This window comes from Thalassotalea marina (assembly GCF_014656435.1).
Lineage (GTDB): Bacteria > Pseudomonadota > Gammaproteobacteria > Enterobacterales > Alteromonadaceae > Thalassotalea_C > Thalassotalea_C marina.
In genome coordinates, this window is record NZ_BNCK01000014.1 from 1 (window position 1) to 17,846 (window position 17,846).

20 protein-coding genes and 2 pseudogenes are annotated in these 17,846 nt (G+C 36.1%); 11 read left to right on the top strand and 11 right to left on the bottom strand.

Annotated elements, in window-relative coordinates; translation table 11 throughout:
- Positions 1-127: 127 nt before the first annotated feature.
- Positions 128-370 (bottom strand): annotated as a pseudogene (gene glmM, locus IE199_RS20615) (phosphoglucosamine mutase); the annotation flags it as partial.
- Between the two features lie 88 nt (positions 371-458).
- Between glmM and IE199_RS20620 the strand changes: the two are divergent.
- Together IE199_RS20620 and IE199_RS20625 are read left to right on the top strand one after the other, a co-directional pair.
- Positions 459-683, top strand: a pseudogene (locus tag IE199_RS20620) (Tn3 family transposase); the annotation flags it as partial.
- A gap of 205 nt (positions 684-888) precedes the next feature.
- Positions 889-1,191, top strand: coding sequence for a hypothetical protein (locus tag IE199_RS20625; protein ID WP_189774569.1), 303 nt, complete (start codon positions 889-891; stop codon positions 1,189-1,191).
- Positions 1,192-1,511: 320 nt separating this feature from the next.
- Here the strand turns inward: IE199_RS20625 and IE199_RS20630 are convergent, their stop codons facing one another.
- The 6 genes from IE199_RS20630 to IE199_RS20655 form a co-directional block, all read right to left on the bottom strand.
- A complete protein-coding gene (locus tag IE199_RS20630) occupies positions 1,512-1,850 on the bottom strand; it encodes a hypothetical protein (protein ID WP_189774571.1) in 339 nt (112 codons plus the stop codon).
- Positions 1,843-2,238: a hypothetical protein gene (locus tag IE199_RS20635; protein ID WP_189774573.1), complete on the bottom strand. Its 396-nt coding sequence runs from the start codon at positions 2,236-2,238 to the stop codon at positions 1,843-1,845. The genes IE199_RS20630 and IE199_RS20635 overlap by 8 nt, the downstream gene beginning before the upstream one ends.
- Before the next feature lie 3 nt (positions 2,239-2,241).
- Positions 2,242-3,219, bottom strand: a complete 978-nt coding sequence (locus IE199_RS20640; protein ID WP_189774576.1) for a ParB N-terminal domain-containing protein — start codon at positions 3,217-3,219, stop codon at positions 2,242-2,244.
- A 3-nt stretch (positions 3,220-3,222) separates the two neighbouring features.
- Positions 3,223-4,089, bottom strand: coding sequence for a ParA family protein (locus IE199_RS20645; RefSeq protein ID WP_189774578.1), 867 nt, complete (start codon positions 4,087-4,089; stop codon positions 3,223-3,225).
- 284 nt (positions 4,090-4,373) lie between these two features.
- Positions 4,374-5,684 (bottom strand): hypothetical protein, encoded by a 1,311-nt coding sequence (locus tag IE199_RS20650; RefSeq protein WP_189774579.1) that lies wholly within the window; start codon positions 5,682-5,684, stop codon positions 4,374-4,376.
- Between the two features lie 927 nt (positions 5,685-6,611).
- A complete protein-coding gene (locus IE199_RS20655) occupies positions 6,612-7,010 on the bottom strand; it encodes a hypothetical protein (protein ID WP_189774581.1) in 399 nt (132 codons plus the stop codon).
- Positions 7,011-7,134: 124 nt separating this feature from the next.
- On the opposite strand from IE199_RS20655, the gene IE199_RS20660 reads away from it, so the two are divergent.
- Positions 7,135-7,770, top strand: coding sequence for a hypothetical protein (locus IE199_RS20660; protein WP_189774583.1), 636 nt, complete (start codon positions 7,135-7,137; stop codon positions 7,768-7,770).
- A gap of 30 nt (positions 7,771-7,800) precedes the next feature.
- Here IE199_RS20660 and IE199_RS20665 read toward each other — a convergent pair whose 3' ends face one another.
- From IE199_RS20665 to IE199_RS20680, 4 genes are read right to left on the bottom strand one after another with little or no spacing between them, the layout of a single operon-like run.
- The gene (locus IE199_RS20665; protein ID WP_189774585.1) at positions 7,801-8,193 is read right to left on the bottom strand and encodes a TetR family transcriptional regulator; all 393 of its coding nucleotides are present in this window, start codon (positions 8,191-8,193) and stop codon (positions 7,801-7,803) included.
- Positions 8,183-10,039, bottom strand: a complete 1,857-nt coding sequence (locus IE199_RS20670; RefSeq protein ID WP_189774594.1) for a site-specific integrase — start codon at positions 10,037-10,039, stop codon at positions 8,183-8,185. The genes IE199_RS20665 and IE199_RS20670 overlap by 11 nt, the downstream gene beginning before the upstream one ends.
- Positions 10,036-11,637: a site-specific integrase gene (locus tag IE199_RS20675; RefSeq protein ID WP_189774597.1), complete on the bottom strand. Its 1,602-nt coding sequence runs from the start codon at positions 11,635-11,637 to the stop codon at positions 10,036-10,038. The genes IE199_RS20670 and IE199_RS20675 overlap by 4 nt, the downstream gene beginning before the upstream one ends.
- Before the next feature lie 3 nt (positions 11,638-11,640).
- Entirely contained in the window at positions 11,641-12,780 is a 1,140-nt protein-coding gene (locus IE199_RS20680) for a tyrosine-type recombinase/integrase (protein ID WP_189774599.1), read from the bottom strand.
- Between the two features lie 735 nt (positions 12,781-13,515).
- Between IE199_RS20680 and IE199_RS20685 the strand changes: the two genes are divergently transcribed.
- The 8 genes from IE199_RS20685 (at position 13,516) to IE199_RS20720 (ending at position 17,844) form a co-directional block, all read left to right on the top strand.
- The gene (locus tag IE199_RS20685; RefSeq protein ID WP_189774601.1) at positions 13,516-13,938 is read left to right on the top strand and encodes a hypothetical protein; all 423 of its coding nucleotides are present in this window, start codon (positions 13,516-13,518) and stop codon (positions 13,936-13,938) included.
- A 139-nt stretch (positions 13,939-14,077) separates the two neighbouring features.
- Positions 14,078-14,635 carry a hypothetical protein gene (locus tag IE199_RS20690; protein WP_189774603.1) on the top strand — a complete coding sequence of 186 codons (558 nt, stop codon included), beginning with the start codon at positions 14,078-14,080 and terminating at the stop codon, positions 14,633-14,635.
- A gap of 8 nt (positions 14,636-14,643) precedes the next feature.
- A complete protein-coding gene (locus IE199_RS20695; RefSeq protein WP_189774605.1) occupies positions 14,644-15,447 on the top strand; it encodes a Dam family site-specific DNA-(adenine-N6)-methyltransferase in 804 nt (267 codons plus the stop codon).
- A gap of 203 nt (positions 15,448-15,650) precedes the next feature.
- Positions 15,651-15,977, top strand: a complete 327-nt coding sequence (locus tag IE199_RS20700; protein WP_189774607.1) for a hypothetical protein — start codon at positions 15,651-15,653, stop codon at positions 15,975-15,977.
- Positions 15,970-16,548: a LysM peptidoglycan-binding domain-containing protein gene (locus tag IE199_RS20705; protein WP_189774614.1), complete on the top strand. Its 579-nt coding sequence runs from the start codon at positions 15,970-15,972 to the stop codon at positions 16,546-16,548. The genes IE199_RS20700 and IE199_RS20705 overlap by 8 nt, the downstream gene beginning before the upstream one ends.
- On the top strand, positions 16,545-17,279 hold the full coding sequence (locus IE199_RS20710) for a disulfide isomerase DsbC N-terminal domain-containing protein (RefSeq protein WP_189774616.1): 735 nt from the start codon (positions 16,545-16,547) through the stop codon (positions 17,277-17,279). Before IE199_RS20705 ends, IE199_RS20710 begins: the two co-directional genes overlap by 4 nt.
- A 16-nt stretch (positions 17,280-17,295) precedes the next feature.
- Complete coding sequence (locus tag IE199_RS20715) at positions 17,296-17,568, top strand: hypothetical protein (RefSeq protein WP_189774619.1); 273 nt, start codon at positions 17,296-17,298, stop codon at positions 17,566-17,568.
- A gap of 9 nt (positions 17,569-17,577) precedes the next feature.
- A complete protein-coding gene (locus IE199_RS20720; protein ID WP_189774621.1) occupies positions 17,578-17,844 on the top strand; it encodes a hypothetical protein in 267 nt (88 codons plus the stop codon).
- Positions 17,845-17,846: the final 2 nt, after the last annotated feature.

A 17,846-nucleotide genomic window follows, 5' to 3' on the forward strand; every position in this document is an offset into this window, starting at 1 on the left:
GTAAATTTTCAGCGTTGCTGGCTCCCCGTCAGCCGGATTGGGTTGCATCGCAGGGGTGTCGAAAGAGTCAACTGCGGTCCAAAGCTGTTGGACTTGGGTGAAAAGGGCGTTTATTCTTCCTATACGTTGTCGGCAGCGGGCCAAAAAGGAATACGTCCATGCCCATCGAGGTGAAACCGGCTGTGAGCGCGGGTTCAAGCATATAGCCCGACAGGCGCGTATCCTTGCCGATCACGACACGATGGCGGTGGTCACCGCGACGAAAGACACGGCCAGCCGCCATGCCGACGCGCAAGGCGGTTTCCGCCGTCATCGCGCCTTCGTTGGCTTTGCCACGAATACCGTCTGTGCCGAAATATTTGCGCACCATAAGGTCGATTATCCTGTCGTCGGGTCGCCCTCAAAGGGGACATGCCTGCTGAACATACAGACACGCTTGATATGTTTGGAACGATTGTGCTCGACTCATTTCAAATTGCATTATTTATTATAATTCCGCGTTACTATCGGCATTTTTACAAATCCAAGAGAGGAACGGTAGGCAAGATGTGGTTGATGTTATTTCTCGGCTTTCACCTGTTGCTTGGCAACACATTAATCTAAATGGGGAATATGCCTTTAATAAAGACCGCAAAGAAATCGACTTAGCTGGTTTACTTAGTGATGTAGAATCAATAAGTTAAAGAATGCCATCTGTTTGTATTTCTAATTCAAAAGGGGTCCTGTGGAAGAACCGACAAATTTGTCAAATTTGTCGGTTCTTCCACAGGACCCCCTATAGATTCAGAAATTCCACGACTGGAAAAAATAATAGAAAATCTACTCAGCTCAAAAGAGATTGTTGAGGAAATAGATATTTTACCCAAACATGATGATGTTGCAGTGGAGATGTTTAAAATCCGTTTAGCTTTTGAACGATTAATTTTGGAATTCACAGAAGCAAAAGTTGCCCCTTTTGATGTGCCGTTTCGCCCTAATGTACCGAAGCCTTTAGGAGCTATGTTAAGTTATTTGAAAGGTACGTCATCAATTCCATCAAACATTTTGAATAGTGTAAGTGAAATAATATCTATCTGTAATTACGCTATTCATGAGCATGAAGTTTCAAACAAGCAACTTAATTTTGTCAGAAAATCTTATCCATACTTATATAAAGCTTTAGAAAATGAGTTCAGAGAAGAATATTTATAACAAGCTGTTTAATCGGGACTTTTTGTAGAATTACTCAATATTGAAAAGTGGCATTGAAATTTTAAAGTCAGTGCGTGAAAAACTTTCTGTATTAGATCCAAACTTCCTTAAATTTGACGTAGAAATGCGATTTGAGGTGTAATTTATATAAATTTTTATAACTGTTTATTCAAAAATAGAAATTCTACAGTCTCGTTAACAACGCACGCTTATAGCACATTTGAGACTGTCAGATTTGATTGGGTTCTGTTAATCGAGTCTAACAGATTGAGTTAAGACTTATCCACTTAACGTATGACATTTAAATCCAATATCAATTATTAGCCTTCTTCTAACAGTAGTTGATAACTCTTTTTTTGAAGTGAAAGCAATTCGCTTTCTAGCTCTGGATGCACGGCAACAGTTCTAATCAAAAATGAATCAGGCACATCTTCTAGCTGCAATGAAAGTTTTCTATAAAGTCTACTTGCCGCTTTTTGAATAAAAGCTCGACTAACATTTCTATCTTTCGCAATAGACTGAGCACTTTCTCCATTGACCAATAAACGCTCCAGAACTTCAATTGTTTTTGGTTCAAATTTGTGCGAACCAGAGGTAGCCAAAAAGCATAACCTCTCTTTAGTGAGTCTAAAATTGTGAACAGGACTGACTTTAGGCATACAAATCTCCTTCAACAATAACTTTAAAGTTGTTTTGGAAAACTACTTCTGGTTTATCTGCAATATCAGCTAACATTCTGAATATTTGCGAATTATCACCGCCTCTAACAGACTGTTTTTTTCCAGTGAGTGTATGAATGATATGTTCCCAATCTTTAACTGAATTAGGTAACCAACCAGCCCTAAGCGACGTCTCCATTAAAATAGTAAGTAACCACTTCTTTGCATAGAGTTGCCCTGTAGATATATAAAAAACTTTTTTAGGTATAAAATCTCTACCAGATTGGTTTGAAATAAACGCAGCTAATTCGTCAAAACTCGCATTAAACAAATCAGTTTCCAATAAAAAAGTTACCAATTTTTGTTCGAATAATTTGCTATCTTCCATGAGTTACTCCTTAATAATTTTTACTTTTAACTTTTTAGGTAAACTAATAGTTATAAGTTGATTATCGGGAGTATTGATCACCAACGCATTCCCTCTTGCTAAAATTGTACTAGCTTGGATTTTCATTTCAAAACCATCATCTAGATTCGATTTTACTGAGCTTTGTGCTGTTTTACTCGCTTTATTTAAAGATCCCTCATTAAGATCTTTAGGATCACTAACGTTGGGGGTTACTTTTTGCTTTCCAGACAGCTCTTGCCACTTCAACTTCGTTGCTTTTGCGATCGATACTGGCAATTCATCATTTTTGTACTGAGCGATAAGTTTAGAATAATCCTCTGGGGATTTCTCATAGATCCGGTTCAGTGTAAGAAGTGTATCTTTATCTTTGATATCATTGTTCTTTAAATCTGATTTTAACTGCTCCGAAACTCGAGCTAAAGCACGCCACCTTGATAGGTTAACTCTTGAATTAGGTTGATTATGGTCAGCTAGAAATTTTTTCAGTTCATCAGAACCCAGTGACTTTTCCAGAGATACTAACTTGTTAGCAACATCGAACACAGAGCCTGGGTCATGAAAATGATTAGCAGAGATCTGAATAATGTCTCGAGACGTTCTTTTATCTAATCCTTCAATCGAAACATCAGCATGAACAAGACATTGAATAGTACGATGTTTTTTTCCTTCATACTGTTTGAAAAGTAGATCTTTTGCGCGCTTACGCATTTCTCCATCAACAATCAAGAAACGGCCATCTGGTTGAGCCTCTACCTTTATTGGTTTTATAAGACCTACGTTATCAATACTTGCAGCTAACCCTTCTAAATCATAATCTGAAATATCGTTCCGATATTGGTCTTTATCAAAATCAATAATTGAGAGCTCAATATCATCAAGGTAATCCTTATCTTTCATTGATTTTATTTTTTTTGATGCATTTCCAAAACCTGCAATACCAAGTGTGCTTTTAGTTGACATCTCTTACTCCTTAAGTTCAGGGAAAACAATGAAGAAATTAGATAAGAGTGAATAAGCACCTGCCTTTCGATTAGCATTATTAGCGTTCACCCAGACAGGTTCACCGTCCTCAGTTGAATCTTCAAGCCATGAATTGATTTTTATTGGCTCACCGATAAAGTGTTCCCCGTATTCTTTCATCCATAATTGAACACGCTCTTTTTGGCGATTGCTGTTCCCTCGAAATCGGTTAATCATAAAACCATGGAATTTCAACTCATCATTGTATTTTTCATGTATTTCATTAACCTTACTAATAAAATTTTCAATTACATCACCCGAATATTTATTTGGCTCTACTAAACAAACAACATCGGTTGCGGCACACAAACCTGATATTAAAGGTAGACCTAAAAATGATGGTGGAGTATCGATAAAAATATAATCATATTGTTTCTTTAGTTGTTTTATATTCTTAGCAAAAGAAACTAACTGCCTGTCAACAACATCAGCAATGATATCATTTGCGTTAATGTCACCGATTTTTGATCCAGCTACACGCTCAATTAATTCAGCAAAAGCATCGTTTGTAAGGTCTTGTGGAAAACTATTGATACCATCATCACCGGGTATAACATCAATACCGTGCATACCTTTTAAAGGAGTCAGTTCAGGTTCTTCTGTAAAAAGTAGAGAAGAGTAACAATCAGTATTCACAGCTAACATTTCAGGATCACAAAATGTACTAGAACTGTTTTTCTGAGGGTCGACATCAATTAAGAGCACTTTAGCTCTTTTATGAACAGCAGCAATTAAACAACCTTGCACACTAAATAAAGTTTTACCGACACCACCTTTTTGGGCAGCATATAAAATCACTCTGGCACTCATAAGATATTCCATTTTTAAAGAATTATTGCCAGTGAGATGTGCACGCTAAACCATCTCACCACGTTTAGATTGAGCCGGTGAATGCTCAAGCCTTACATTAACAAAGCTAAACCCTTATGTAAACATCCATGAGAAATAAAAATGATCAAGGCTTAGAGAAGCAGGTAGAATCATAGAATGATGAAGAATCAAAAAAAGCCACTTGAAACCAGCACGCGATACGTTAACCAACCACAAGCCCAATAACCCATAAAGAACTAAACAACAACAGCCCCAAGGGCGGACTATATAGAAGCGAGCCTAATGTCCCTTACAAATTCGAGTTTTTCCCAGTAACGTTTAACTGTTTTAACGGATACCTTTGCAAACAACGCTAACTCGCTTTGAGTGACACTTGTTTTATTTTCATTTAACACACTCTGTAATTTAGTTAGAGTGCTATCCCTCTTCTTTTTAGCCGCGTTTAAAGCCCCCACGCGTAACTTCTCTTTTCGTTGCTCCGGTGTTAAGCGCACCTTTTGTTGCGTTTGATAGAGAAAGTCTGCGTTCATGCCTAGATTAGACTCTAAAAATAGGTGTAGAGTGGATTTCTTATAGTTGTATTTTGTTGTTTTAGCCGTTTCCAAATATTGGTGTAATTCTTCATGCGGTAAATGAATGAATTCATCGTTTAATTGTTCGATTTCAGAGTTGCATCGTTTTATATCTTTATGCATCTGAGTAAGAGCCACAAACAAAATAAAAGCTGTATTATCACGCTGGCCAACCGTAACACCTCTAGATCTGCAGTGATGAACAATATTCAGATAGTTTTTTAACCACCAGTGTTTAATGTTATGCTTTCCATTATTAACTTGAGACTTGCTTTTGGATTTAGTACTCGATCTTTTAAAAGTAACCACATTATCCTGCTCTATATAAACACCAAAAGACTTACACAAAGATTCATAGGTATATGGTTCATCAATGATGACGTGTTCGGTAACAACTCTCCCCGAACGAGTGTGAACCGACCCTGGTAACCTAAGCATTCTTGACGGATCTAGGCTAGCAGATGAGTCTATCCACCAATTTTGACCTTTGCCAAGTCTATGGATAATGTTTTTTGTCAACTCTTTCCAACGTAATACTTGCTGTTTATATGCAGGAATCGAGTCATAGATCCAATAGAGATGTAGACCTCCACTACCGCTACGTACATACCCTGAAGGATAAGGGATATCCTGTTCAACGATGACTCTAAATACATCATTGATAAGTGATTCTTCTTCCTCTTCAGTTAACGTTTTATGAGAGACAGTATCTATATCAATATAAGTTGCTCTTAAGGATGATAATTGTTTGGAATTTCTCCAGTTGAAGAATTCGTTTGGAGAAAAGAAGTAGTCAGACTGTTTATCAATCTGTGATTTAGAAAGGATATCACGTGCAGATTCACAACGTTTGTTGGCATGTTCACCAATAGGGGTCCATTTATTTGCATAGCCACCTTCATTTATAGATCTACGCCAAACAAATCTTAGATTGGACTCCTCCCCAAACCCTAGTTGTTCTAGCAGAGAGCTTGAATTTATGTTGTAGCTATATTTCTGCACTGTCTACCTGCTTGTCAATAAAAACTTGATATAATTTTCAGACACAGCTAGACTATTAACCGTTACAGATTCTGTAACGGAAATACCTGATGCTAACTGTCTGCTGTTAGTGTATTAAGAGCTATAAGTCATTAGCTTGGCGGTTAAATGACTTTTAGCTTCAATCCTATTATTTAAATATATTCATTCTTTTCATCTCACACTTTTGTATAAAAACTCTTTGGAAAGTACCCTGTTTAGAAATTTACTTCGTCAAAAAGCAATAATTTCCTGATGTAGATATATTTATATTCTGTATATAATTTTAATTATTTGTGCCTAGCCCTGTAAATATTGCAATTAGATCCTATTCATGATCTTATTAGTACCCAATTTTGTATTTTTAATGGTTTTATTAAATTAATCTATTCTCTAAACATTTGCGTTGGTTACCCCTTAAAGGTAAATATCAAAGGGGTAATTGAACAACTCACTAAGAACAAGAGAGTAATAATACAAGTTGAGAGCAAACAAAAGATCATGGTATTCGCTTTATAATCCCTTAAAGTAAACAATACCTACCAAAACGGAGGGTGTATGAAAATATACACAGCCATTTGTAAAAGATCAACTAATGTGTAATTGATCAAATATCCTAAATTGTCAATTTCAACATTATTTTGGGAACTCATCTCATAATTCTTTTGATTGTCTTTGACACACCCCAAAAGTATGTGTATTTTTTTATACACAACCAGTGAATTTGTTCTGTGTTTAAATTAAAGGAATAAAGATGAGGCTTTTTACTATTGTTCTAGCGACGACATTTATGGCAACTGCAAGTGCGAAGGAAACTGAAACTAACCCCGTAGTTGACATATCCACAATATCTAACCGCCTGGGTCACGTTCCCTGCAACAAATTTAAGGGAGATCATAAGCTGCATTGTCAATTGACATCCAAAATTCTTGAACTCTCTTTTACTGAGTATTGCCTAACCACTGATTGTTCACGTGCTACAACCACAGATATGCTGGCCTGGATTGAGAAAAAAAAATCTATACTTGACAAAATGGATAAACGAAACTGATTTCTGGGTAAGTGTACATAATTAAAATAGTCGACAGTTTTAAGCTCCATTTGACTCTCCCATTCAACAGGTTCTTTGGATTTTAACGAGGGGTGACAACCTACCACTCGTCCTCTAGTTGGCTTTACTGGCTTTCTTACTCGGTTATTTTTTGTAAACTCCAAAAAGTTTTTTGATAAAAATTTTTTATTTGTATGTTTACTGTAATCGCCTGTTTTTAAAGACATAACATTTATGTACTTTGTTGCATGTAACATTGGCTAACCTACTGTTTGTTATATTTTTATAATGGTGTTTCTTTTTTTCATTTTATTTTGATTAATTGATATGTTTATTGTGGCAAAATATTGAAGACTACTTTTCTGAAACTAAGGAATATCTATGCGATACAGCATCACTGACTATCAAGAGGGATGGGAACACCTCGGCATACTGAAAACACCTGCCGATCCTCATAAATTGGCACAAATGTTTGAGGCAAAAATATACGGTGATAGAGACGGTGACGGTATTCGTTTTTGGATTCCATCTCTCTATATATTAGGTGGGGACATTGATACTGCCAAAATGTATATAGATAGATATCTTGAAGATTACCCTGATGAATATTTTCTTGCTGCTCCCCAATTTATCGTCTCTTCCCTCTTAATTTTCATCAAGACAAACAAATCATGTCATATAAATAGCACTGGCGATAAACATCTTAGAAAAATGCAAGCTGCTAATTTATATTTGCTACCCATCATACTGGGTAGAGATATTACGGACAAAAAAATTTCGAATTTAACTAACCACAGTCATTTTGAGTTTGCTGCTAGCTTTCCTCAATGGTTTTATGATTTGTGGACTAATGAAGACAAAGAAATATTAGCGAAAGCGTCTGACACTGTTTTCAATAACATGTTTATTAAAACCATAAACGAATTTAGAAAAGAATTGGCGTCATTGAAACCCGGGCAACAACGTAGCGATCTTATTAGAGAGCAGGATTATTTCTTATCATTAATGACCCAATAGATTCGAGATTATTATAGTGAGACCCAGTGATTAAGGTACAATTTTAACGACAGTTGAATTTTTATCTAAAAGAGCCTTAAGTTGCTCATTTTCTAATAACAACGTAGCATTTTTAGATTGCATGTTAGTGATATGACGCTTTAGAAGATCTCTTTCTAACCTTAACTCCTTATTTCGTTCCTTATATTGTTTTAGCTCTTCGTGTTTTTCATCTCGTTGTTGACGCACGTTTTTGTTCGCTTTTACAGCAATGCGATCAACTAAGTCAGGGAAATCTCTATGTATTAAGGCTCTACTACATCCTGCTTCTTCTGCTACCGCCGAAATACTAATTTTACGACCAGCATCAATAATTTTAGGTCTGCCAATTTCAATGCGAACAATGGCTTTTCTAACTTGATCATGTGTAACTTTACGAGCCATTGGCCACCTCATAAAATTCGCGTTTAATAGCGTTTGTATCTGCACCAAGCGTTGTTAATACATTGACACAACGTTCCATACCTCTTTGTACAGCGAGTTCACCTGATTCACCAATATCTTTTAGCTCTGATAACTCTAATTGTTGAATCATCATAGATTTCCAAAAAGAAATGTTACGTTTGTCCACAATTCCATGTTCACATTGCTCACATTTCCCACCTAAACACCCATCGTCATCGTTAGTACACCATCCTAGACCAGTAGCCCTGATAGGTATGTTGCAGGTATATGACTTGATCATTGATTCTCGATTAGGAAACGATTTAACAGCCTCATCACTCTTTCTAATATCCAGTATCTTGTTGGCAATATACCCGCCGGTGATTGGCGTGTCTAAATTGAACCAATCAAATTTAATTTCATCTTCTACAAATATACGTTCTCTCAATATCTCTTCGTAAAGTTCCTGGTCTAGATCAGAATTTGCTGCATATAAAGCTGTCATTGATAAAGACCAATGTTTAAAGTGCTCTTTTAATGCTCTTAAATCACCAAGCTCGCTGTGGGCGACATAATTCGCAAATGTTCGCCTAAATTGGTGTGACGATAGATTCCATTGTGATTTTATTTGTTTACACAAATTAGGAAGCCTAAAATTGGTAATTGCGTCTCCACTCAATATCGATATTTTATTATTCTGATCTTTCATCACGGTTAACGCTATCGAACCTGATGTGTATTCTAGGCGATGAATTTCTTGGTTATCTCCAATACTTTTTGCTATCAACAAATCACATTCCAGCTTACTTTGAAGTGGTTCGACATATCGACTGAGGATGTCAATTACTTCAGTAGTAATTTTAGGGGCTATCCACTCTGTCTCACCTTCATATGTTTTTTCAGAAACTGACTTAATATAGTAAAACTCTTCACCGTTTTTGGTTTCTGTGCGATAACCGTTGCGTTTAATCCCGAGAACTTCATGAATTCGCATACCAGTAGTAAGCAATATCCAGAATATGCAACTATCTCGTAAAAGTAATAGTTCATTGTTAAGTTCACGTAGTCCTTGATCCCACCCGTTTGTTATAAGAACTTTATTCGCTTTATAACTGTCTTTATAAGCTAATCCTTCAAGCATTTCTTTGTAGCTAAGCAAATCATTCGCACGGTCTATATAACTTTTTGTATATTTGCAAAGTGAGTGTAACGTATCTTCAGGTATAATCTGTGTTTTAGGAGTCTCTATGCTATCTTTAAGCGTCTTACCAACGAATTTAGCCTGCTCAGCGGCACTGCTCTCTACCCAAGGGTGTTCTTTAACAAAATCGAAATGATTACAATATTTATAGAGTTTTTCCAATGCTCGAAGCTTTTTAACTTTTACACCAGGTGACAGCAATAATCCCGTATTCATATTTTCCTGCTGATTTACATACTTAACATATTCTCTGGCCGAATTTGCTGTCAAACCATTTGCCAATATGGTTTCTGATTTATTAACCCATTGGAAAAATGAACTTAGGTTGTTACGCGTCGTTCTGTTAGAAGATACATTATTCCCATTCTTGATCTCATTAAATATTGTCCACTTTACCATCTCTCGTTGCTGTTGATTGTGGAAATTATGAAAGCTAATCTTTAGCTTAGATTTCATCAGCCCAGCAGTGCCTTTAGATGCTGGAAATATCCATTCATCGTCTTCATAATTGGAAAGAACACTGTATCCTTCTTTGGTTTTGATATAGGTTAAAACGCCTCGTAATTGACCTTTTGTTGCTTTGTAAGGTTCGTCAAAGGGTACAAGTGACTGTTTAAATTCAACGTCTGTTAATAGTTTGTTCATTGGCCCATCCTTAACATATCAAGACTTTTCCAATAGGGATGCGGGTTTTGTCTGGCCTTTTCCTTTATTGTTAATACATCGGTTAGATGAAATTGTGGTGCGATATTATTATCAATAACATTCAAAATACTGCGTAAATACTTTTTCCAATTCTTATGGCCTATAGATTCACGATTACGCACAATCGCCCAATAAAAACTAAATATACGATAAAGGTCATCACTGGTTACGACAAAGCTCTTGCACCTAAAGCAACCCAAGAAATCTACACAATATGTGCCATTTTTTGGCGCTTTGTGACCACCTATATTATCTTTACATTTTGCTACAGGTGTCTCATGTAAATCATCAGTAAGGCTTTTTACTCGTATTTCTCCTAGGATACCAATATTGCGCTTGGCTTCTTCAGGAGCCACCAAATAATGATTATCTGCCGTATTAACATGGTGTTTTGTGCTTTGCGCAGCAATCAATATATTTTGTCCTGATAATTCATATAGGCGGTTGGAAAATGTTCTTCGAATTCGACTAAAGTTTATAACCAATGCTCTGCTGTTCTCATCAATGAGTTTGTGTTTTTGAATTAATGTGTTTATGTTGCGTGCCAGTAGCTGCTCTGATAGGTATGTTGCCGAACGTATTCCCCTTTTAGACTTAAAGACTAGTAATCTTTCCGTATCATATTCAATACGCAAATCGTGGTTTAGTTCAATAATCTTCTCAATTAAAAACGAAACATCTAATTTGACACCTTGCACTAACTCGACTTTAGTTGACGACCTAAGCGTGTGAAGATGAGTTGCGTTTCCTCGTTTTTTATAAACAGTTAATAATTTACGATTCTTCTTTAATGGATGATCGCTTAGCGAATCTGTTTTCATGTTGATCAATGAAGATAAGTTCAAGCCTGTCTGCATCGCAATGGATAGTAAGCAAACCATTAATTCATAGGAATCTAAAGCGTCTTTTTTTTGGTAGATTGGTTTAATTTCTTGTTTTAATGCGACCACAATTTGGCGCGTTTCAAAATCACTAAACGGTTTTGCCCTTTTAGCTCTGTGATTTATATTTGGGTATGGATTTTTAGGAAATATATCTTTGAGGTGTTTTGCATCCGTCTCCTGCCAATATCCAGTTGTATGCATAGCAACTAGCAGTGACTTAGTGCTGGTATAAATGGTCTTTTGACTAACGTATCTAATCTCAAGGCTCTTTAAATAAATAACATAGTTTTCAATAAAGTCCTGGGTTATATCATTTAGCGTTACAGAGCGACCAATTGCCGCAGACCACATTTCTAGGTAACGGACTACATTTCTAAAGCCACTCGTTAAGTAAGAGTGAATTGTTGACTGTTGGAGCTTACCTTTCTGCCGTAGAAGAGCCTGAATCGTATAATACACTCGAGTGACAATATCGTCATAACCTCTTCCATAATAGGGTGCTACATCGAAATTTTTTGAAGTTAATTTTTGAAAATGACAAATGGTGTTTAAAGGCCTAACATTATGTCTAACACCTATTTTTTGAAGCTCTAAAACTCCTTTGCGTTTAAGTTTTTCCTTGGAAATTTTTAAGCTCTTTTTGGACATAGCCATTACTCACACTATGTTATTAATTTCGTCTTGGTATTGATGTGTTAAATCATCCATCAACTCATTTACAAGGTGCACATATATCATTGTCGTATTTATACTCGAATGACCAAGGCGGTCTCTTAAATATATTAGCGGATTAAATGTATTAGTTTTTCTACTCAACAAAGCTGCCAATGTGTGGGTTGCATAGGTATGACGTAACTTGTGAGGGTAAACTTTAAAAGGTAAATTTAGGTTGTTTAGTGCTTTGTTAAAACTTCCTGTTTTAATATTCCACTCCACCCCTCGGTCATTTAAAAATAATAACTTACTATCAATCCCTGAAATTAGTGACTGTTGATATCGAATTTCATTTACATACCGCCAAAGATCTTTCATCAACTTCCCGGGTATATCGATACTACGCCCTCTATTACCTTTAGTCTTGGTGAGCTCAACTCGGTAGCTTACTTTTCCTTGAAGTGGCTTTTTTATCAAACATAGGGGAAACTCAAACAGTTCTTCTTTTCTTATACCTGTTTGTAAACAAAGCCTTACCATAAGCTTTAGGGTTGGATTTTGTATGGCATCAAGCAAATACCTCACTTCGACAATACTTAAAAGCTTAATCATTCGAGGTTTTTCTTTTGCTAATACATCATAACTAGCTCTTTCTCCTCCCGCTCTGTCCGTATGTGCCAGAAAACTTTGATTGTACTTTTTAGTTCTTACAAGTTCTAAACTATAAGGTAAAGATTTGATCCAGTCATGAAAATAAGCACGCTTATAAAAATCAATAACGGTACGAAGCCGCTGATTTACAGTTCTGTATGATAAATTAAACTCTTCAATTGAAATGTCTCTGTACAGCGCCAATAACATTTCATCTTCATTAGTTTCTGCGATATCTCGCCAGTCTAATTCGTTATCTTCGCAAAAAGAAAAAAAATGGCAAAGATGGTTAGCATAAGTAATCCATGAACTTTCACTTGAAACTCTCCCTCTTTTGATACACTTGTATAAAAGATATTTGAGGCCTTCTTTGAAAATATCACCTTCTACTGCATCGTATAAATCATTTGAGTAATTCCATGTTAATAACGGAAAGTTTGGAAGTGGGATACCTTTTACTTTGAATTCACTCGTTGACTTAATGATGTACATATCATACTAAAATAAACGTTGTTTCTATTCAGTTTATATCTCAGTCATAACAAATCAAGAATGTGTTACAGTTAAGGGTACACATATCATAACGACTCCTTACCTATTCAAAAGTAATTAATAATATGGATGGTCTAGATAAGGGGTTGGTTGACGAGCTAAGAGAGATTAAGTCATACTATTCTTGTCAAGGAGTTAGTAGACAGTGTTTTCTGTTTGTTATCTCGATTAGCTGGGCATCCCAAACCCTGGTTTGCCCTGTTAATTTTTCATGTGATTTTCCCCTCTATTTTGATGTGAATTTAACGTTCTACACCACGCCATTCACAGTTTCAACACAAAGCTTATTAATTAAATTCTAGAACAATCAAAGGGCTATATTTTTCTACAGTCTTCTCTAAGTCTTTACGTAATATTTAAAAATTCCCATTAAAAAGCGCTCTTTTAAAAGCACCATTTTGCTTCACGAAATATGAGATAAGATTTCACAAATTATGAGATCCCGCATCAATAAACGTCTAATACAACACAGCCGAAAACAAAGTGTATAAATTTGTACACAACACAAAAAAAACTATACAAACCCAGAACAAATGCACCCATCAAGCTTGCTACTAGACTGGAAATTAAAGCACGATTCAATATAATCCAGTCATAGTCCCAAATTTAATTGATCAAAATATTAAATTAACACTTTCTGTGTTAATTAGTAGATTCTGATCTATAGAGTTTCAATTGAATAAAAGTAAAACACTTGTAAAAGAGCCTAATACTAAATCTGGTTCTCGAAAGACGAGAAGAGAAGAGCGTCAATTTGTACAGATAACAATGTCAGATTTTGTTATGGAATCTTGGGATAAACTAGCAAAGACAAAACAAAAATTTAAAAAAGACATTTTACAAGAATTAATTGTTGAATATATAAGTAGAAAATCTTCCTTTCAGTTTCATCCTAACTACCCCTCGAAATACGTTGTTCCCTTTAGTGCGTCCACTGGCTGCAAAGCCCGTTCGATCTGGCTAGACCAGGACACATATACAATGGCAGAAAAGTTTAGCCGGTCAGTATCAATAAAGATCAATAGGTTAATTTATTCTGCATTGATTGAAGGACTTCTTAGAGAAAATATCATGGATACTGAGTCTATATTTAAATAACCAACCTACCTTTTCCAAGGCAACTTGATTAAAATTGTTTATTTTTTGAAAATAATCTAAACATCTTGAATCTTTTTTTTATATGCCCTAAGGTGTGTATGTATTAATACACACCTCAAGATAAAAAAGGATTTTATAAATGAAAATTAAAAGCACATACCTTCTATACGGCTTTCCAATTTCTACAATACTTATACTCCTTTTCTTATGGTTTATAGTAACTTATTTCTTTGGGCATGAATTTGAATTTTCCTTGGCGTGTATCGCATTGTTGCTAATTTATAAAAGGTATATTCAAAAAACTCGCCTTATACTAAAACTACACAGTATGCCTCTATCCCCCGAGGCAGCAATACGAGGACTAAGTAAAAGCCATTTAAGCTATATTAACGAACTTATTAATAGCAACAAAAAAGTGCTAATTGGCCTTCCCAGAGATTGGATTATTCGAAGAGCATTGTCCAAGTACATTCAAGATCGTTGTGGTGCGTTTGAAATCAAGGACTCTGGGGAACTAGTGATAGGCGAAACCAATTTAAGACATTCAATCGTTACTATTTACAATTCAGATAAAGAACAATTTTTGAAGCAAATCGAAAAATTGACAAACAAGGGCTGGGTCAAGAACAGCAATATCATGACAAGTGTAGCTGGCTTCTCTCTAAGATATACGTGTGAAATGATCTATAATCCTTAATTGACATCATGTTTCTTAAATATCCAGGTTCTAAAAAGAAAAGGGTAAAAGAAATATCCACTTACTTATCAGGTGGGTTTCGTCTTGTTGACCCTTTCGTAGGCTCCGGTGCCATCTTTATGGGCACTGATTATGAACAATATTTACTTTGTGACATAAATAAAGATGTTATTGATTTATATAAATATGTTCAAAGAGATGTTGACGGGTTAATTACGGGGTTAGAAAACATCTTCATCCCTGAAAATAATACAGCGAAAGTATATTACCGTTTTAGAGACAAATTTAATAACTCAACTGACGCGAAATACAGATCAATATTATTTATATGGCTAAATCAAACCTCATACAACGGTTTAATTCGGTATTCTAAACGCTCTGGGTTTAACGTTCCTTTTGGAAACATGAAAAATCCACGAATAAACATTGATCACATCTTAAGATTTGCCAATAAGTCGCAAGAAAAAAATGTTACTTTCAAACATCAAGATTTTAGGGAAACATTCACAGAGATTAATCGATTAGATCATGTCACTCTAGACCCCCCATATTCACCTCTTGAGAAGCAAAAAACTAATTTTACAACCTACGCAGGTAACACCTTTAGCAATAAAGATCACGATGAACTTGCAGCTTTAGCAAAAACGTCGGCAAAAGCAGGATCTAAGGTCATCGTATTTGATCACGATACAGCTGATGTTAGAAAACGTTATCGTGGACATGAGCTAAAGGTAACTCAAGTTACCAGAAGCATAAGTGCATCCGCCATCAAGCGTAACAAGGCACCTGAATTGTTAATCCAACTAAAATAGGTGTATATATAAATACACCGAAAAACAACCCTAGATACAACCTACCTTTAAAAACACCAACCCAATATAAACATTTAATACCTACCGAATCAACACTTTATAGGTTTATTTAAAATTAGACCTCACAACCCACTTGCAAAATCAAAGTGTGTATGATTATATACACTGTATTAATTCATACACACCATAACGGATTAAGGTTTATGTCTCCACGGGTATCTAAACAGATCAAGCTGACCGACGATGAAGTCAGTGAATTAGACACTTTGTTCAACAATAGCGCGTGGAAAATTTTAAAAGATTTCACAGATTCCATTTTGAGAGAGTTTCTTGAAAAAAATGAATCTTGCATCGAATTTCTCATTCCATCTAAAAGTGGTGTGTATCGCACTATATGGGTAGACAATGAGATAGCCTATCGACTCAAACCTTACTCTAAATGCAATGATGTATCTGAAAATGCGGTTATCTACACAGCTATAAAAAGGAAGCTCATTTCTGGACATTCGAAGGAGGCTCAAAATGCGTAGCGCTAAATTCGCCATATTAGTTGTTTGCAGCTGTTCATATACTTCTAACGCGTACAATTATGAAATACAAAAGGGCGAAACACTTTGGTCACTCTCAAAAGCGTATTTAAACAATCCATACCTTTGGAGAACGATTACCTACGTGGACGGTACTAAAATTATAGAACCTACTAGAATACCAACTGGCGCCAAGCTTTACATCCCAGAAAGCAACAGATTAATCCAACTACATAGCCAAAAAGATGTTTCAACTGAAATTGCGAGCACAAAGCAATTGGCAACATCTATGATAAACACACACAACCAAAGTCTAGCGAGTTCGCAGCCCGAACTGTCTAACCAAAAAAAGCTACATCAATATCCAAGTGCGAACAATAGACAAACAATTTCAAACCCTTCGATTACAGCATTGGTGAAAAGCTTTACCAAGCAACAAAAAAACAAACTATATGAATACTACCTATCCAATAACAATGGCTCTGTAAGGGCCTTTTATAACGGGCAAGAGGTAGTAGTCGATACGCAGATACTCATTGAAGAAATGAGACATATTAAGGAGAACCAAAAATGAGATTTTATTCAATAGTATTTGTACTTCTTTTTTCAGCATTTTCCAATGCTGTAGAGGTTACAACTAAGGCAGAACAATTGATAAGAAGTGTTTTGCCCAATACGAAGATTGATGGGATTGAAGAAAGTGAAATGCCAGGGATTTATATGATCACATCAGGGGCAAACATCTTTTATTTTCATCTTGAAAAAAAACTGTTGGTTTTTGGTGAAATAATGACAACAACAGGAAAAAACTTAACAAAACCCAATAGAGAAAAAGCATTAAACCAAAGTCTTTCCTCTGCTAGTCAACATGCTTTGACTATTCAATATGGCGAACCGATTAACGTTGTTTATGAGTTTACAAACCCGGAATGTGGTGCGTGTTTAGGGTATGAAAAATACCTAAAAGAAAACCCATTTAAGGACACGGTTCGCCATATATTTTTCTTAGGTTGGTCAGAGGCATCTGAGCGAAAACTAGAACATATTATGTGCTCCAAGGATAAACAAGCTGCTAAAGAGCTTGTTTATAACGGAGGTGTCATCAAAGAATTCGCATCCTGCGAATACGGTCGAGGCTTGGTTGCTAAGCATAAACGGTTTGCAAGCAGCATGGGTGTTGACCGAACCCCTACTCTAATAATCAACGGCACTAAAATGGTCGGATTAAGAGTAGATCAATTTAAAACACTATTAATGGAGAGTAAAACTCATGAACAACTTCGAAAAGAAACTCAGTCTGACTAATAAATTGGGTGTATTCATGTTGTTACTGGTAGCAGCTGTATTGTCGCCTCAATTGATGGCAATTACGGCACCATCAGCACCGTACACTACGATGGGCGCACAAGCGTATGACATCATTTTTAATAAAGGGTACGACTCGGGGCTTGGTTACGTTATAGCCGGAGCTATGGGGTTGTGGGGATTTCTACAACTTAAGAGCAACTGGAAAGAAACTGCGGGCTACGGCGCTGGTGCAACAGGTGTTGCATTGTTACCAGGTATCGTAACGACACTAGGTTTTGTTTATTAGGAAATACCAATGGATTACGGCTTGTCAAATCACTTACACAAACCCGCTTTACTTGTTTTATTTGAAGTACAAGAGTGGGGACTAATAGGCTTATTTTACACATTTTCTTTGCTGTCTGGGGGATGGTGGTGGTTAAGCTTTCTGATTGGTCCAGCCGTAACCATTACGTATTTTCGTCGACAAGAGAGAGGCAATCTGGAACACCTCCAGGTTGCTGTCGGCCTAAAGGAAATTAAAGGTTATCCACCTTTTACAGCGACGGGATTTGAGGAGTAGGT

What these genes read in the sequence shown, in the direction of transcription:
- IE199_RS20645 (WP_189774578.1), bottom strand. Translation starts at nt 4,089, where the DNA reads ATGAGTGCCAGAGTGATTTTATATGCTGCCCAAAAAGGTGGTGTCGGT.
- IE199_RS20655 (WP_189774581.1), bottom strand. Translation starts at nt 7,010, where the DNA reads ATGTTACATGCAACAAAGTACATAAATGTTATGTCTTTAAAAACAGGC.
- IE199_RS20710 (WP_189774616.1), top strand. Translation starts at nt 16,545, where the DNA reads ATGAGATTTTATTCAATAGTATTTGTACTTCTTTTTTCAGCATTTTCC.
- IE199_RS20675 (WP_189774597.1), bottom strand. Translation starts at nt 11,637, where the DNA reads ATGGCTATGTCCAAAAAGAGCTTAAAAATTTCCAAGGAAAAACTTAAA.
- IE199_RS20695 (WP_189774605.1), top strand. Translation starts at nt 14,644, where the DNA reads ATGTTTCTTAAATATCCAGGTTCTAAAAAGAAAAGGGTAAAAGAAATA.
- IE199_RS20705 (WP_189774614.1), top strand. Translation starts at nt 15,970, where the DNA reads ATGCGTAGCGCTAAATTCGCCATATTAGTTGTTTGCAGCTGTTCATAT.
- IE199_RS20635 (WP_189774573.1), bottom strand. Translation starts at nt 2,238, where the DNA reads ATGGAAGATAGCAAATTATTCGAACAAAAATTGGTAACTTTTTTATTG.
- IE199_RS20665 (WP_189774585.1), bottom strand. Translation starts at nt 8,193, where the DNA reads ATGGCTCGTAAAGTTACACATGATCAAGTTAGAAAAGCCATTGTTCGC.
- IE199_RS20690 (WP_189774603.1), top strand. Translation starts at nt 14,078, where the DNA reads ATGAAAATTAAAAGCACATACCTTCTATACGGCTTTCCAATTTCTACA.
- IE199_RS20720 (WP_189774621.1), top strand. Translation starts at nt 17,578, where the DNA reads ATGGATTACGGCTTGTCAAATCACTTACACAAACCCGCTTTACTTGTT.
- IE199_RS20630 (WP_189774571.1), bottom strand. Translation starts at nt 1,850, where the DNA reads ATGCCTAAAGTCAGTCCTGTTCACAATTTTAGACTCACTAAAGAGAGG.
- IE199_RS20680 (WP_189774599.1), bottom strand. Translation starts at nt 12,780, where the DNA reads ATGTACATCATTAAGTCAACGAGTGAATTCAAAGTAAAAGGTATCCCA.
- IE199_RS20670 (WP_189774594.1), bottom strand. Translation starts at nt 10,039, where the DNA reads ATGAACAAACTATTAACAGACGTTGAATTTAAACAGTCACTTGTACCC.
- IE199_RS20625 (WP_189774569.1), top strand. Translation starts at nt 889, where the DNA reads ATGTTTAAAATCCGTTTAGCTTTTGAACGATTAATTTTGGAATTCACA.
- IE199_RS20640 (WP_189774576.1), bottom strand. Translation starts at nt 3,219, where the DNA reads ATGTCAACTAAAAGCACACTTGGTATTGCAGGTTTTGGAAATGCATCA.
- IE199_RS20660 (WP_189774583.1), top strand. Translation starts at nt 7,135, where the DNA reads ATGCGATACAGCATCACTGACTATCAAGAGGGATGGGAACACCTCGGC.
- IE199_RS20700 (WP_189774607.1), top strand. Translation starts at nt 15,651, where the DNA reads ATGTCTCCACGGGTATCTAAACAGATCAAGCTGACCGACGATGAAGTC.
- IE199_RS20715 (WP_189774619.1), top strand. Translation starts at nt 17,296, where the DNA reads ATGTTGTTACTGGTAGCAGCTGTATTGTCGCCTCAATTGATGGCAATT.